General features: G+C 53.3%; 11 protein-coding genes. All 11 read right to left on the bottom strand.

The window, feature by feature from the left end; all coding sequences use genetic code 11:
* Positions 1-20: 20 nt before the first annotated feature.
* On the bottom strand, positions 21-1,043 hold the full coding sequence (cydB, locus tag FMM01_RS04205) for a cytochrome d ubiquinol oxidase subunit II (protein ID WP_027827421.1): 1,023 nt from the start codon (positions 1,041-1,043) through the stop codon (positions 21-23).
* On the bottom strand, positions 1,040-2,479 hold the full coding sequence (locus FMM01_RS04200) for a cytochrome ubiquinol oxidase subunit I (RefSeq protein ID WP_150391737.1): 1,440 nt from the start codon (positions 2,477-2,479) through the stop codon (positions 1,040-1,042). The genes cydB and FMM01_RS04200 overlap by 4 nt, the downstream gene beginning before the upstream one ends.
* A gap of 99 nt (positions 2,480-2,578) precedes the next feature.
* Complete coding sequence (locus tag FMM01_RS04195; protein ID WP_027827420.1) at positions 2,579-3,754, bottom strand: NAD(P)/FAD-dependent oxidoreductase; 1,176 nt, start codon at positions 3,752-3,754, stop codon at positions 2,579-2,581.
* A gap of 251 nt (positions 3,755-4,005) precedes the next feature.
* On the bottom strand, positions 4,006-4,365 hold the full coding sequence (locus tag FMM01_RS04190) for an ASCH domain-containing protein (RefSeq protein WP_027827419.1): 360 nt from the start codon (positions 4,363-4,365) through the stop codon (positions 4,006-4,008).
* Positions 4,366-4,373: 8 nt separating this feature from the next.
* Positions 4,374-5,309 carry a manganese-dependent inorganic pyrophosphatase gene (locus FMM01_RS04185; RefSeq protein ID WP_063515222.1) on the bottom strand — a complete coding sequence of 312 codons (936 nt, stop codon included), beginning with the start codon at positions 5,307-5,309 and terminating at the stop codon, positions 4,374-4,376.
* 54 nt (positions 5,310-5,363) lie between these two features.
* Entirely contained in the window at positions 5,364-6,308 is a 945-nt protein-coding gene (locus FMM01_RS04180; protein ID WP_027827417.1) for a LysR family transcriptional regulator, read from the bottom strand.
* A 7-nt stretch (positions 6,309-6,315) separates the two neighbouring features.
* Positions 6,316-7,533, bottom strand: a complete 1,218-nt coding sequence (locus FMM01_RS04175; RefSeq protein WP_150391736.1) for a DUF2075 domain-containing protein — start codon at positions 7,531-7,533, stop codon at positions 6,316-6,318.
* A gap of 133 nt (positions 7,534-7,666) precedes the next feature.
* Positions 7,667-8,461 (bottom strand): pyruvate formate-lyase-activating protein, encoded by a 795-nt coding sequence (gene pflA, locus FMM01_RS04170; RefSeq protein WP_150391735.1) that lies wholly within the window; start codon positions 8,459-8,461, stop codon positions 7,667-7,669.
* Between the two features lie 127 nt (positions 8,462-8,588).
* Positions 8,589-10,850 (bottom strand): formate C-acetyltransferase, encoded by a 2,262-nt coding sequence (pflB, locus tag FMM01_RS04165; RefSeq protein ID WP_027827414.1) that lies wholly within the window; start codon positions 10,848-10,850, stop codon positions 8,589-8,591.
* A 619-nt stretch (positions 10,851-11,469) separates the two neighbouring features.
* On the bottom strand, positions 11,470-13,929 hold the full coding sequence (gene parC / locus FMM01_RS04160) for a DNA topoisomerase IV subunit A (protein ID WP_150391734.1): 2,460 nt from the start codon (positions 13,927-13,929) through the stop codon (positions 11,470-11,472).
* Positions 13,930-13,959: 30 nt separating this feature from the next.
* On the bottom strand, positions 13,960-15,987 hold the full coding sequence (parE, locus tag FMM01_RS04155; RefSeq protein ID WP_027827412.1) for a DNA topoisomerase IV subunit B: 2,028 nt from the start codon (positions 15,985-15,987) through the stop codon (positions 13,960-13,962).
* Positions 15,988-16,163 lie beyond the last annotated feature (176 nt).

The raw sequence follows: 16,163 nt of genomic DNA, 5'->3' as shown, positions 1-16,163 counted from the left end.
ACAAAACTCCTTCAGTGGCGTTAATAGCCGTTGTCGCCCTGAACGTCGTCGAGACTGATCCGCTTGCGCTGGATGTAATAACTCCAGATAAAGTAGACGAGTACGACAGGCAGCAGGCAAACCAGAACAATGGTCATAATGTTCAACGTCTTGGGCGATGCCGACGCATCCTTGATCAGCAGGCTGAACTTCGGATCCGTAGCGATGAGTACCCGGGGAAAGAGACCATTGAAGATAAACGCAATGACCCCCGCCAGCGTGACACCAGTACCAATGAACGCCAACCCGCCGCGCACATGGGCGGCTGCCCAGTGGCCGCAGATCGTGGCCAGCAGGATAATGACCGTAATGATCCAAGTGGAGATCGGCCGTGCCCGGTAGAAATCGGTTTGGAAAATGGCCAACAGCACGAAGACAATCAAGGCCGGATAGGCGATCCAATAGACTTTGCTGGAGACATGGAGCATCTTACGGGCATCAGCCGCTGGCAGCTTCAGGCTCAAGAAATGCAGCCCGTGCAGGAAGGAGAAGTATACCGTAGCGACCCCGCCAACAATGGACAGCCAGTTGCAGACCTGCCAAAAGCCGGCCCACACATTACCTTGCGCATCCATCGGCACGCCTTGAATCAAACTCGTGAGCATCATGCCCAAGAAGAACGGCGCACACAGGCTGCCGCCAAAGTTGGCCCACTGCCAAACGCTGAGCTCCCGCGGTGTTTCCGCATGAGCAGCAAATTCAAACGAGACACCCCGTAAAATCAACGCGACCAGCGTCAAGAACAGCAAGATGTAGTAGCCGGAAAACAAGCTGGCATACCACAGCGGGAACGAGGCAAACATCGCCCCGCCGGCTGTGATCAGCCAAACTTCATTGCCGTCCCAGTGCGGACCGATTGCCCGCATATACAGTTGCCGCTCAGCCGGTGTTTGGGCCACCAGCCGGGTCGCCATGCCGACACCGAAGTCAAAACCATCCAGGAACAAGAAGATGGCGAACAACAGGGCAATGACGCCATACCATAATAATTGCAAAATTGTCATGCTTGATACGCCTCCCCTGCATGCTGCTGAGCAGATGCTGGTTTTTGCTCAGACGCCGTCGGTTCTTCCGGTCCGTGGTGCAAGGTCCGCCGAGAATAGAAGACCATCACGCCGCCCAGAACACAGAACAGCAGCAAGTACACGATGTTCGTAAACCAAAGCTGACCCGCGGTAACGGTCGGACTAACCGCGTCTGCGATCGTCTGCAAACCGTAAACGACCCACGGATACCGGCCCAGTTCAGTAATCAGCCAGCCGCCGGTGGTCCCAACAAATGGCAGATACGTACAAATGCCTAGAATCCACAGGAACCAGCGCTTGTCGCCCAAGGTATCTTTCTTCACGCGACTCCAAATCAAGGCGCAGAACGCGAGCAGCGCACTCAGCACGCCAGCCAAGGCCATGAACCGGAAACTCCAGAACAAAGTCTTTACTGGCACATAGTAATTCATATCCTTGCCAAACTTCTTGTCATACTTGGCATGGAGTTCCTTGTTGATCGTATTCATGCCCTTCACTGAACCCGTAGTGGAGTGATAGGACAGAATGGACAATAAGTAAGGAATGTCGATACTGGCTTTAGTCTCTTTATTCTTGGTATCAATCAATGCGACAGCCTGCCAAGATGCCGGGCTGCCGGTATCTTTGTAAATGCCTTCCGTCGCGGCAAACTTCATCGGCTGATCGTTGATGATGTACCGCGTCTGCATATCGCCGGCACCGATCGTCAGCAGCGAACCGACTAACGCCAGCCACGCGCCGACTTTTGCCGACTTGGTGAAGAATTCCCGGTGATTCTTGCGCAGCAGGCCAAAGGCACTCATGCCCAGTACGACCATACCGCCGGTCATCACCGCCGCAAAGATGACGTGGGGAAATTCGACCCACAATTGCGGATTGCCGACAACAGCCATGAAGTTCGTCAAGCGCACATGGCCGGTCTGAGTATTGATCTCAAACCCAGTCGGATGCTGCATGAAACTATTGGCTGCCAAGATCCAAATCGCTGACAGCGTAGAACCCAGCCAGGTCAGCCAAATAAAGATGACGTGCACCGCGGGCTTGAACCGATCCCACGTGAACATCCAGACCCCGATAAAGGTCGATTCCATGAAGAATGCCAGCAGGGCTTCAATCGCCAGCGGCGCCCCGAAGATATCGCCCATGAACCGAGAATAGTTGGACCAGTTCATCCCGAATTGGAACTCCTGAATGATCCCGGTGACAACCCCAACAGCAAAACTCAACAGGAAAATCTTACCCCAGAATTTTGCCATCCGCTGATACAGCGGCTTTTTTGTTCGAACATATATGGTCTCCATGATGGCGACGGCCAGGGCTGTCCCAATAGACAGCGGCACGTAAAAGAAGTGGAAGATGGTGGTCATCGCAAATTGAAACCGCGACAAATCCAGCACACTCGCTAAACCGATCATGAATATCCCCCCTTAGTAGATGGGACACAGTGTCCCTCATCAATAATAGCAGCCGCCCGGCCGCTCCCGCGGCAACCGGACAGCGGTGAAGAAAAAATATTAATTGCTTTCCAGCATGGTCCGCACATTAGCCAGTTCTAAGACCGACCGATCATTGACCAGTTTCTTCAGCGGGCCGACGATGACGCCCTTGAACTTCCAGTGGCCCAGCATGTTGATCTCCGCGACCCCGCTGGTCGGACCTAAGGAACAAACCGTCCCCAGACTGTGGAACGTAAACTTGCTGGGTGTCCGGCCGCTGACCTGGGCCCGAATGTTGTGGGCGGCAGTATCCGCCTGGGCGATGGCAATTTGCGCCGTCGTAGGATACAGGCGGCCGCTGGCCGGATCCGGTACCGCAGAGACGTCACCAATAATGTATTCATTGGGATGATCTTTAACGGTCAGGTCATCTTGCACCATGACCCGATTGCGCTTCTGCGCGTAACCGGAATCCGCGATCACGTGACTGCCCTGCACCCCAGTCGTCCAAATGATCGTATGGGCGGTATAACTGGTGTCTTTACTGTGGACCACACCGGGATCAATTTGGGTAATTGGTGTACTGGTGTGGAATGTGACCCCATGACTCTCCAAATAATGCACCGCATAATCGGCTAGATCTTGGGAGAACATGGGCAGTACCTTGGGCATTGCTTCAATACAGTCAATCTTAATTTGATCGGCTGGCAAATGATACTGATCAATGAGTTTCGGCAGCCGGTGTACTAATTCACCCAGGTATTCGATACTGGTAAATCCGGCCCCGCAAACAATGATCCGCAAATCATCGGGATCCTGACTCTGACTAAAATGTGCTAAGGTTTCTTCCAAATGCTTCCGTGCAGCCACCGCGGTATCGATATCGATCAGCGGCAGTGCATTTTCCTCAGCACCCGGAATGCCAAACGTTTCGGATTCAAAGCCCAGACTGTTGATCAAATAATCATAAGGCAGCGGATCATGATGAGCTAATTCAACCCGTTGCTGGTCGCGGTCAATCTTCGTCACGGTATCGACAACCAGATTGACATTGTCCGGCAATGATGCCCGCAGACTAAAGGTAATGTCGGCAGGCTCTTTATTCCCCACCGCCACCTCGTGCAGCTGGGTGGACTCATAATGATACGGATGATCGTTGACGATGGTAATCGTCAGTTGTGATGCATGTTTAGCCAAGAGCTTGGCGGCCCGCAACCCTGCGTAGCCAGCCCCTAAAATTAATACATTGGCCATAAACATAACTCCTTTCAGCAATAACTCAATTACCCTTCTTAATGGTAGCACGCAACTGTATTTTTTGCAGTGAAAGCGGCCGCAAAACTTCATTTTCAGACTTAGTTTTCAAAATAAAAAGGCGCTGGACCGAAATTCGCTCTTCGTACGCCGGGCCAATGCTCCGCAAGCTGCGGCATTGGCCCTAGGTGTGCTAGAACTCGAATCTCGACCCAGGCCTTTAACAAACTAACCGGCTATTTACCGGCAATCTAGTTCGACATAATCCGATTCACCGTGAAGAAAACAACGCCTTTCATTGCTTCTTGTTCTGGCGTATAGATCTTATACATTGCTTGGACCATGTCCGCGACACTAGTTCCCGCGGGGGAACCGACAGCGGTGGGCGGGAAATGGCGCAAGCCTTGTTCGAACGTGTCGAACGTATTGATGTCCGTGACGACAGCGGCCACTTCGTGCTTGCCGTCTTCCGGCGCGGGCACAAAGTGGATGATATCCATCGGCTGGACTTTATCAATATCCGAATTGCGCAGCCGAATCTCCACTGTCTTCGTGCCGGCTTTCAACAGATCGAATTGATCTTGGTACAGGTGCAGCTGCCACTCTTGCATGGTTTACCCTACTTTCCGAAGGCCTCCGTCAACGGCGGCACAACCTGCTTCTTCCGGGAAACGACGCCCGGCAATTGGGCGGTATCATTACTCAGGGTGGTGTTAAAGGCCTTGGCGAAAATTGCTTTGGCGGTGTCTGTCCCCACAACGATACCTTCTGTATTGGAATCCAGAATATTCGTCACCAGCGCAACGAACAAATCGTAGCCCTTGGCCTTGGCTTCTTGGCCCATGGCGTCTTTGAACTCAGCGATCCGATCATGGACATCCGCTAAATCAACCACGTTGACTTGGGCAATGCGAATACTTTGACCATTCATCGTGAAGCTCTTGGCGTCTTCGTCCACCAAATCTGCGGCCGGCTTGTCGGCGATGTTCGTGCCGGCTTTGAGCATAGTCAAACCATACTTATCCGGATCGATCCCCGCTTCTTTAGCCAAAGCAGCCAATGCTTCGCGGTCCTTATCCGTCGTGGTCGGGGACTTCAACAGCAAGGTATCGGAAATAATGGCAGATGCCATCAGCCCTGCAATATCCTTGGGAATAGCCACTTCGGCCATCTGATATTCGCCATAAATGATGGTGCTGACACAGCCCACTGGTTCAGCATGGTAATACAGCGGTTGGGCCGTATTGAAGTCATGAATCCGGTGGTGGTCAATGACGTGCGTCACTGTAACCTTGGCAATATCCGGTGCTGACTGCTGCGGTTCGTTATGGTCCACCAGCATGACTTCACTGACTTCGTTAGCGACCGTTTTGACGACCCGGGGAGCGGCGTGGTGGAAGTAATTCAACGCGTATTGCGTTTCATCGTTTGGTTCGCCCAAGGCGACCGCTTCCGTGTCATACCCTTTTTGCTTTTCCAAATAGGCATACGCAATTGCTGCAGCGATTGCGTCGGTATCTGGATTCTGGTGCCCAAAAACAAGTTGTTTTGCCATGATTCAACCTCCAACATTATCGTACTTACGCCCTTAGTATATCACAGACGGCGCCTACTCCGGGTCGGCGGCAAGCCGGTCCGCGTAGCTTTTCTCAGCCAAAAATTGCTGCCATTCCGCCATGAAGGTATGCACCCGGGGAATAGCAATCTTCTCCTTGCGATAAACAAAAGACAGATCCAAAGAAACTCGTGGAATAAAACTGGCCGCGGCTAAGCGCGAATCGGGATGGGCCGCTAAAAAACTGTTGGGCAGCGCGCTGTATAACCCGATGCGGGCGGCCAGCAGTGCAATCTGTTCCGGGACGACCATGGTCGCCACAACGTCCGGTTCATCCCGGAGTGCATCCCGAAAGACTTCCGCCAAGCGGGCCGCGATATAGAAACCATCAGGGTAGCCGACCCAGCGATTAGCGGGCACGTCTTTGATCGCAATCGTCGCCCCTAAATTCTGGCTGGCGGGATAAATGAAGCGCAGCTCATCTTGAATAATCGATTGGGCCGCATAGAGATGCCAATTGCGAATATTTTCATCGGGCAGATACATGACCGCCAGATCGATCGCATTATTCTCCAGACCTTCCCACAGCTCGCGCCGGTTGAACAGCCGCAACGCCACAGTAACATCGTCGTGGCGGCTCAAATAATGGGCGACAAAACGCTCAAAGACTGCGGTTTCCGCGGAAGACAGCACGCCCAGAGCAATATGCCCGCGCTGGGGCTGACTGAACTGCTGGATCTGATCAGCCGTCGTATTGATAATCGTGTCGATCTGATTTGCAGCTGCCAGCAAGACATTCCCTGCTTCAGACAAGTACAGCTTCTTCCCCACCGAATAAAACAGGGCCGCACCAATCTGCTTTTCCAGTTTCTTGATCTGCTGGGTTAAAGCAGGTTGGGAGATGCCCAGATTCTGAGCAGTTTGGGTGTAATTCAAATTTTGAGCCAGCTGGGTGAAATATTGCAGGGCTTTCGGGGTCAAATGGGATTCGGTAGCCATGGATTCGTTACTCCTTTTCGTAGACGGCGGACAGTAGGGCCCGGCGCAGGATGGGGTCGACAGCATAGAGATACAGACCGTGGCGCCCCCGTTTGCACAGCACATTGATGGCGTTGCGCATGATCTGGGCCTTGGCCGCGGCTAAGTCCGGGAGATCGTCCCGGTTTTTAAACGCCTCCTGATCTTGGTACTGCGCAATATCCATCGTCACCCGGTGCGCCACTGGATCATAACCGACAGAGGGCCCAAGGATAACGCCGGCGTAATTCAAGTCGAAACCCTGAATGGTATAAATCGAGCCGACTTCGTGCAAGGTCTCCGGCCGCTGAGCCCAGGGCGTGGCAGTCATGCTGAATTTATCCCAAGGCAGGCGCAGTGTACCAGCGGTAACGTACCACTGTTCAGGGCCAAAAACAGTAAAGGGAAAGTCTGCCGTTGCCAGTACCCGGGCCAGTCCGGCCTTGGCATCGCGCTGCTCGATCAGCTGGTACAATGGTGTGCCGTCGGCGAAAATGCGCAGATCATAATCACTGGGCGCTGGCAGCGGTTTGATCTGCCCAGCAGTGAAAGCGTTGATCCAATCGTGCACGGCCGCGTCGCCGGCGACCCGAAACTGGGTATCCAAGTCAAAGACAGTATGCGGCCGCTGATCGATCACCTGATGCAGGCGGGGCCAATCCCAATAGCTCTTCAGTTTCAAAACCTGATGGGGATCAAAGACCAGCACCGTCACCCAGCTGCGGCGAATAATTTCGGCCAATTGATTATCCTGATTGAACCGGTTATAGCGGTCCGGCTGGGTCAGCAGCAAGTGGCCCTCATCAACGAAGGTCACATCGTTCATGATTCCAGTGCGCGCGGCGGCATTGATGAACGGTGTCGGTTTTTGAAAATCTTTTTTGTGCAGCACCGTACTGGCCCCAGCGACCTCTTGATAGATCTTCAGCATCTCCTGATGATTGACCAGCAGCGTGTTCCGGGTGCCTGCCAGCAGGCCGTCAGCACGGTTGCGGGCCATCGTTTGGAGATGCGTGAACGCCTGGGCCAGCGCGGCACTCTTCCCAGTCCCGGCGTCCCCGGTAATCACAAACACCGCGTGATCCCGGCGGGGCAAGTGGGTCCGGATGAACGCGAGCAAGGCTTGGGTCAAGTGTTCTTGATCCGGACTGAATTTTTCGGCATCCGTTAGTAAAAACGTGGCGGCCGCTAAGCTTTCCGATGACACGACAACGAGACTCCCTTTCACTCAATCGTTATAGTATCCATTTTACACGAAAAGCCAATGGAATGGATAAGAAAAAGGCTTCCACCGACAATTGGCAGAAGCCTTTTTGATATATATCAACACACACAATGCCTCAGCTTGCGTAGCCCCGGTAACTAGCCGTGTCCAGCAAGTGTTCCGCATTCTTCACCCGTTCAGCAGAGGGCGGCTCAATGCCCTCCAGAGGGTAGTCAATGCCTAATTCCACATACTTCTTGACGCCCATCGTATGGTACGGCAGCACTTCGACTTTATCGATGGCGTTCAGGGTATGGATATATTGTCCCAAATCCCGCAAATAGTCATCGTAGTCGGTCCGCTCCGGGACCAGGACGTGGCGGATCCACATGTGGCAGCCGTGTTCGGACATGTATTGAATCATGGCCAAAACGGTTTCGTTATTGAACCCGGTCAAGCGCTTGTGCTGCGCCGAATCGATGTGCTTGATGTCCACCAAGGACACATCGGTGTACTGCATCAGCTCGGCAAACTTGCTGAAGAACGGGTCCTTATAAGTGAAGGGCTGGCCGCAGGTATCCAAGCACGTGTTGATGCCCATGGTCTTGGCCTTCTTAAACAGGGCCAAGACAAAGTCGATTTGGACCAGAGCTTCACCGCCGGAAACGGTGATACCGCCCTTCTTCCCCCAGAATGCCTTGTAACGGATCGCGTCGTTCAGAATCTCGTCAACGGTCATTTCATCACCGACACCGATATTCCAAGTGTCCGGGTTGTGACAGAATTCGCACCGCATCCGACAGCCTTGGAGGAAGACCACGTACCGGATCCCAGGCCCGTCAACGGACCCAAATGTTTCAATGGAATGCACATACCCCACTAAGGGTTTCTCTGTTGTTGTACGCTGCATGGTGGCAATGCTTTGGGCCATGGTCCCTCACTCCTTTACGTGTACTCGGTAGTCGCGCTCACCGGCAAAAGCCGCGGACAGACCCGCCCGTGCCCTTTGCCGGTGAGGAAGGTTGCCCTTCCCCACCGAAATCCTTAAGTTATCTTGCTTACATTGTTTCGAAGAAGGTCCGGGCAATAACGTCGTCCTGCTGTTCCTTAGTCAGGTCAGCGAAGTAGACGCAGTAGCCGGATACCCGGACAGTTAAGGTCGGGTATTCTTCCGGATGCTTCTGGGCATCGATCAAAGTGGATTTGTTGAATACGTTGATGTTCAAGTGCATCCCGTTATTCTCCATGTACCCGTCGACCATGTTCACCAGAGTATCCTTGCGAGCATCATCGTCGTGGCCCAACGTGTTGGGGGTTACGCCGAAGGTGTTGGAAATGCCGTCCCGAGCGTAGTGATACGGAATCTTGGCAGTGGAAAGCAGGGAAGCCAAAGCCCCGTTGTGTTCTGCACCGTAAGCCGGGTTTGCACCAGGGGAGAACGGTTCGCCAGCCTTCCGGCCGTTCGGAGTCGTCCCGGTGTTCTTACCGTAGACTACGTTAGACGTGATGGTCAGTACAGACGTAGAGAGCTTCGCACCGCGGTACAGATGATGCTTGTTCATCTTAGTGAAGAAAGTCTTTACCAGCCACTTCGCAATGTCATCGGCGCGGTCGTCGTTGTTCCCGTAACGCGGGAAGTCGTCATTGTCCACCGCGTAGTCCACAGCTAAGCCGTCTTCGTTGCGGATCACTTTGACGTGACCGTACTTGATGGCGGAAATGGAGTCTACGGCGTGGGACAAACCAGAGATCCCAGTGGCGAAGGTCCGGTCCAAATGCGTATCCTTCAAAGCCAATTGGGCTGCTTCGTAGTAATACTTATCGTGCATGTAGTGAATGGTGTTCAATGCATTCACATACACGTCAGCCAGCCAGTCCATCATCTTGTCGAACTTCTTCATGAATTCATCGTAGTCGATGTATTCAGAAGTGATTGGTTCGTAATTCGGACCGACTTGGGCGCCAGCCAATTCATCTTTACCACCGTTGATGGCATAGAGAACGGTCTTGGCCAGGTTAGCCCGGGCACCGAAGTATTGCATGCCGTCAGCGATCGGTTGGGCGGACACACAGCAAGCGATGCCGTAGTAATCGGTACCCCATTCGTTGCGCATCAAGGCATCGTTTTCGTACTGAATCGTGGAAGACTTAATGGATACTTCAGTGGCATAACGCTTGAAGCCGTCAGGCAGTTTGTCATCCCAAAGCAAGGTGATGTTCGGTTCCGGAGCAGCGCCCATATTATCCAAAGTCTTCAAGAAACGGAAAGCCGTCTTGGTCACATGGTGGCGGCCGTCAGTACCAACGCCAGCCAGTGATAATGTTGCCCAGATCGGATCGCCGGAGAAGAGGCTGTTGTATTCAGTCGTCCGGATGAAGCGGACCATACGCAGTTTCATTACCAAGTGGTCAATGAATTCTTGAGCTTGTTCTTCAGTGATTAAGCCGCGATCCAAATCCCGTTGGATGTAAGCATCAATCACGGTGTCGATCCGGCCAACGGACATGGCTGCCCCGTTTTGAGTCTTCACAGCAGCCAAGTAGCCAAAGTAGATCCATTGGATAGCTTCTTGAGCATTTTCTGCCGGGCGGCCAATATCATAACCGTAGCTGGCAGCCATCTGCTTCATCTGCTTCAATGCTTTCCATTGATCGTTGACTTCTTCGCGCAGTTGGATGACTTCGTCAGTCATTTCGCCATCGCCAATGTTGTTCCAATCGTTGAGCTTTTCTTGCATCAAGCGGTCGATACCATAGATTGCGATCCGCGGGAAGTCAGAAACCAACCGGCCGCGGCCGTAAGCATCCGGCAAACCAGTGACGATCTTGTAGTGGCGGGCAGCACGCATATCCGGGGTATAGGCATCAAACACACCCTGGTTATGAGTCTTGCGGTAATGCGTGAAGATCTTGTGCATTTCGGGATCTGTTTCAAACCCGTAAGCCTTCAAGGCATCTTCAGCCATCCGAATCCCGCCCTCAGGCATGAAGGCGCGCTTCAACGGCTTGTCAGTTTGCAAACCAACGATGGTTTCCAAATCCTTGTTCAAGTAACCAGGACCGTGGGAGGTAATGGAAGAAACAACATTGTTATCGGCTTCCAAAACCCCGCCGACTTCCCGTTCCTTTTTCTTGAGGGCCAGCAGTTGATCATTCAGCGTCGTGGTGGCTGCAGTGGGACCAGCCAGGAATTCTTCGTCGCCATCATATTGATCCAAGTTTTTGTTGATAAAATCGCGGACATTGATTTCAGACATCCAGTCGCCGGGTTGGAAACCTTCCCAGCAGGTGGGCATTGTTGCTTTTTCCATTTGTTTCATTTCTTGTCTACCTCCATACGGTACATTGGGTTGTGTGTGTTGGACTGCTACAGTTCTTACATATTTAGTATAACACGTCACATTGGGGTTGCAAGCCCTTACCTCCCCGCCAAACGGGCGATCGAGTATGTTTTATAAGGAAAACCGCAATATACCGCGGTTTCTATAAAAAGTCGGTAACATTGGCCTTCAAATAAATTTAATATCTGTATTTATTTGTTGGATTATCTGTACCATAACAGCGTTTTCTAGGCACACTGTACTACTACAGTGTGCCCAATTGCACCGATTCCCGTCTGGTTTTTTCTTAGGCCGGCCCAGCATTATTGTTCACTGGTGAACGGATAATGCCGGTCTTCAGCATAACAAATTGGACGGCTGGTTCGCAACTTCTGACTGATTCTGGGTTAGCGTACCGAGTGCCAATGCGCAGCAAGCGGAGGCTGAGGGGGCTCAGTGGTGCAACCACACGGCGGCTTTGAGACTGCGCAGCAGGTTCAAAGCGCCGTCACCACGTTCCAGCCCCCTCAGCCGGAGCTTGCGAAGCATTGGCACGGCGTGAGCAGCGACAAAAAAATCCCAACACCGCTTCGATGTTGGGACTCGTAACACGCTTCAATTAACCCTGATCTTTGTTGACTGTTTCCTGGGCCACCGGCTGGAACGATACCGGCAAACCGTCGGTGTCCACATCCAGAATGAAGGAACCGTTGGAATACCGGTCTGACAACGGATGATCCATCGGCTTGATATCAATGTGCCGGCCGGCGTCAGTCAGCACATCCCAGTCGGTCTTCGAGGCCACGGGGGCGACGAGTACGATCTGGTGCGGGTTGCTCTTTAGCACCCGCAGGACCAAGACGCCTACGCCGCCGCGGTGAGCATCTGGAATCTGTTCCACCGCCATCCGCTTGAACGCGCCGCGGCTGGTGACGATGCCGACTTGGGGATTGTCCTCTACTCGGATCAGCAGGAAGTTGACCACGGTGTCGTCCCCCTTCAAATTCTGGGAGCGCACGCCCGCAGCCCGACCGCCCATGGCAGAGACTTCATTGAGTGGATAGCGGGTGGCATAGCCGTGCCGGGAGAAGCTGGTGACCAGCCAGTCCTGATCATTGGCGACATAGAAGACATCGGTAACCAAATCACCGTTGCCCTTTAGTTTCATGGCGATTTGCGCCCGCGACTTGTATGTCCGACTGGGCTGGAAGTCAGAGAGCGCCAGCTGCTTGATCTGACCATCAGCAGTGCCGAGCACAAAGCGGCCGGTATCGCTGAGGTCTTTCAGAATTTTGACGTAGATGATCTTTTCATCTGCCGCCAAGCCAGTGGTCTGCGATACGTGTTCACCAGTGTCCTTCCACTTGCCGTCTTGAATTTCGAAGACTTGACGGTAGATCATGTTGCCGGCACTGGTAAACATGTAGACATGGTCCAGGGTATGGACAGTGCCTTGGAAGACGAATTGATCGTTTTCTTTCAGCCCGTTATCCCCATCGTCCGACATGTTGAAGGAGCGAATGCTGGCCCGCTTCAGGTAGCCATCCCGGCTGACACCCATCATCACCTCTTCATCGGATACCAGCACGCTGGTATCGATGTCTAAGCTGGCGACATGCTTCTCAATTTGAGTCAGCCGCGGCGTTGCATACTCCTTTTTCACTGCCAGCAGCTCAGTCTTGATCACCTTCGCCAGTTCCTTAGGATCACCAAGGATCTGCTGATAACGGGCGATTTCTTTACTCAGCTTGGCGTGTTCGGCTTCCAGCTCAGTGACATCGGTATTGGTCAACCGATACAGCTGTAAGGAGACGATGGCTTCGGCTTGGGCCGGCGTGAATCCATAGGTGCTGACCAAGTTTTTCTTAGCGTCGCCTTTATCTTTACTGCCGCGGATGGTCTTGATCACTTTATCCAAAATCGATAAGGCATGGATCAGGCCTTCCACAATGTGTTCCCGGTCCAGTGCCTTTTGCAGCACATACTGCGTCCGTTTAGTGACGACCTCTTTCCGAAAATCCAGATAGGCTGTCAAAATCGGCTGCAAGCCCAGCTGTTCCGGGCGGGCATCGCGAATCGCCACCATGTTGAAGTTATAGCTGATCTGTAAGTCGGTATTTTTGAACAGGTAATTCAAAATGCCCTGCGCATCCGCATTTTTCTTCAATTCGATGACAATGGACAGCCCGAAGCGATCGCTTTCGTCCCGGACTTCGGAGATGCCTTCGACCTTTTTTAAGACCCGCAGCTCGTCGATTCGCTTAACCAGCATCGCCTTGTTGACTTCGTAAGGAATCTCCGTCACCACGATCTGCTGGCGGCCGCCGCGCAGATCGGCAATTGTGGTTTTAGCCCGCACGACGATCCGCCCGCGGCCCTTAGTGTAAGCTTCTTTAATGCCGGACAGACCCTGCACGATTCCTCCGGTGGGGAAATCGGGACCTTTAACAAATTGCATCAGATCGGCCAGATCGGCCTGGGGATGCGCCAGCAAGTAGACGGCGGCGTCGATCACTTCGCCCAGGTTATGGGGCGGAATTTCGGTGGCGTAGCCGGCCGAGATACCAGTTGCACCGTTCACCAGCAGATTCGGGAAGCGGGCCGGCAAGACGGTGGGTTCCTCTTGGGTATCATCGAAATTCAGGACCATCGGCACCGTTTCTTTGTCGATATCCGTCAGCAATTCGCCGGCAGCCTTCGACAGCCGGGCTTCTGTGTACCGCATGGCGGCCGGCGGATCACCGTCCATGGACCCGTTGTTCCCGTGCATCTGGATCAAGGGCAGGCGCAGTTTCCACTCCTGACTCATCCGTACTAGAGCCTCATAAATCGACGAATCGCCGTGGGGGTGGAAATTACCCATGACGTTCCCGACGGATTTGGCTGCTTTCCGATACGCTTTGTCATACGTGTTGTGGTCCTCGTTCATGGCGTAGAGAATGCGCCGCTGAACGGGCTTCAGACCATCCCGAATATCCGGCAGCGCCCGTTCCTGAATGATGTATTTGGAATAACGCCCGAAGCGCTCGCCCATCACATCTTCCAGGGAAAGCTCTTTAATATTTTCTGTCTCAGCCACGTTACTCGTTTCCTTTCCGTGTCAGTATCATTACGCGTGATGCTCCTTGAGCGCGGTTAAAATCTTCTCGTCTTCCTTTTCGTGGGCGACTGCTTCTTCACCGTCCATGACCGTGTTGTCCAGCAGACTGCCTTCGTCGGCCATGTTGAAGCGGACATTGCGTTCGATCCATTGGCGCCGGGGTTCGACCCGATCGCCCATCAGAGTAGTCACCCGCCGTTCGGCCAAGGCTGCGTCGGTGATCTTTACCCGAATCAAGGTGCGGGTCTCGGGATTCATCGTCGTTTCCCATAACTGGTCAGCGTTCATTTCGCCTAATCCTTTGAACCGTTGCAAACTGTAGCCCTTGCCCATCTTTTGGATGTCATCGGTCAATTCATGTTCAGTCCAGGCGTATTCGATCCGTGTCTTGGCGCCGCTGCCCTTTTGCAACTTATACAGGGGCGGCAGCGCAATGTAGATCTTGCCGGCATCGATCAGCGGCCGCATGTAACGATAAAAGAAGGTCAATAGCAGGATCTGAATGTGGGCGCCATCGGTATCCGCATCGGTCATGATAATGATCTTATCGTAGTTGCTGTCCTTAATGTTGAATTCCGGACCCACCCCGGCGCCGATCGTGTAGATCATGGTGTTGATTTCTTCGTTTTTGAAAATATCAGCCAGTTTGGCCTTCTGGGTGTTGAGCACCTTGCCTCGCAAGGGCAAAATTGCCTGGAACCGCCGGTCGCGGCCCTGTTTCGCCGACCCGCCGGCTGAATCCCCCTCGACCAGATACAGTTCGTTTTTCTTGGCGTTCTTCGATTGCGCCGGGGTCAACTTACCGGACAGAATACCCTCGGTCTTTTTGCGCTTCTTACCGTTGCGCATATCGGTCCGGGCTTTGCGGGCTGCTTCCCGGGCATCCCGGGCTTTCAGTGCCTTGCGCACCAGCTCCTGGGCAAATTCGCCGTTTTCCAGCAGATAGAAACTGAGCTGTTCATAGATCACGTTTTCGACCACCGGCCGCGCCTCCGGCGTACCCAGTTTGCCCTTAGTCTGACCCTCGAATTGCAGCAATTCTTCCGGGATACGGACGGACAAAACACCGCTTAGGCCCTCCCGAACGTCGGAGCCTTCCAGATTCTTATCCCGCTCCTTGAGCAGGTTGACCTTATGGGCGTAATCGTTGAAGGCCTTGGTGTAGCCGCCCTTCAACCCGACTTCATGGGAACCGCCGTCGCCAGTGCGGACGTTGTTAACGAAGGAAATGATGTTTTCACTGTAACCGTCGTTGTATTGGCCAGCAAACTCCACTTCGATGCCCTTATCCTTGCCGGTGAAGTCCATGATGTCGCCCATCGTGTCCTTATCTTCGTTTAAGTATTTCACGAAGGACTTGATCCCGTCATCGTACTTGAAGACATCCTGCTGTTCCTGCCCCGGCCGTTCATCGGTTAAGGAAATGCTGATGCCCTTAAGTAGGAAAGCCGACTCACGCAGACGTTCCGCCAGCGTGTCATAGTTGAACTTCGTCGTGGTGAACACTGACTTGTCCGGCCAAAACTGAATCGTAGTACCGTTAGGCTCCTTGACCCGGCCGACCATCTTCAGCGTACCGACAGGATGGCCGCCATCCTTGAATTCTTCATAATAGGCCTTGCCGTCCCGGACCACTCGCACGGTCAGTTTAGTGCTCAGGGCATTGACGACAGAGGCGCCGACGCCGTGCAGACCACCGGAGGTTTTATACGTATTCTGGGTGAACTTGCCGCCGGCGTGGAGGACGGTCAGGATCACTTCGATCGTTGGTTTGCCGGACGGATGCATCCCCGTGGGCATGCCCCGGCCATGATCCTGAACAGAGATCCCGCCGTCCGGCAGGATCTGAACGTTGATATCTTTACCGAAACCAGCCAATGCTTCATCCACCGCGTTGTCGACGATTTCGTAAACAAGGTGGTGCAAGCCGTGGCTGTCGGTGGACCCAATATACATCCCGGGACGCTTGCGGACGGCTTCAAGACCGTGCAGCACCTGAATGGATGAATCATTGTAATCTGACGCTGATTGCGGCATATTGACGAACTCCTTTACTCATTGTGGCCGCCGAAGCGGCACGAATGTATGTTCCGAATTAACTCACATTTTCCATATTAAGCTACTAACCACCGTTCTGGCAAGTCTGAGCCGCAAACGAGGATTGGGTCAGATGTGGTAAAATACCGGTATTAGTCATTAACGGAGGGTCCAAA

This window comes from Schleiferilactobacillus harbinensis (assembly GCF_008694105.1).
GTDB classification, from domain to species: domain Bacteria; phylum Bacillota; class Bacilli; order Lactobacillales; family Lactobacillaceae; genus Schleiferilactobacillus; species Schleiferilactobacillus harbinensis.
This window is presented reverse-complemented; position numbering and strand designations above follow the sequence as displayed.

Coding starts and splice junctions, on each gene's coding strand:
- cydB (WP_027827421.1), bottom strand. CDS start 1,043: ATGACAATTTTGCAATTATTATGGTATGGCGTCATTGCCCTGTTGTTC.
- FMM01_RS04200 (WP_150391737.1), bottom strand. CDS start 2,479: ATGATCGGTTTAGCGAGTGTGCTGGATTTGTCGCGGTTTCAATTTGCG.
- FMM01_RS04195 (WP_027827420.1), bottom strand. CDS start 3,754: ATGGCCAATGTATTAATTTTAGGGGCTGGCTACGCAGGGTTGCGGGCC.
- FMM01_RS04190 (WP_027827419.1), bottom strand. CDS start 4,365: ATGCAAGAGTGGCAGCTGCACCTGTACCAAGATCAATTCGATCTGTTG.
- FMM01_RS04185 (WP_063515222.1), bottom strand. CDS start 5,309: ATGGCAAAACAACTTGTTTTTGGGCACCAGAATCCAGATACCGACGCA.
- FMM01_RS04180 (WP_027827417.1), bottom strand. CDS start 6,308: ATGGCTACCGAATCCCATTTGACCCCGAAAGCCCTGCAATATTTCACC.
- pflA (WP_150391735.1), bottom strand. CDS start 8,461: ATGGCCCAAAGCATTGCCACCATGCAGCGTACAACAACAGAGAAACCC.
- pflB (WP_027827414.1), bottom strand. CDS start 10,850: ATGAAACAAATGGAAAAAGCAACAATGCCCACCTGCTGGGAAGGTTTC.
- parE (WP_027827412.1), bottom strand. CDS start 15,987: ATGCCGCAATCAGCGTCAGATTACAATGATTCATCCATTCAGGTGCTG.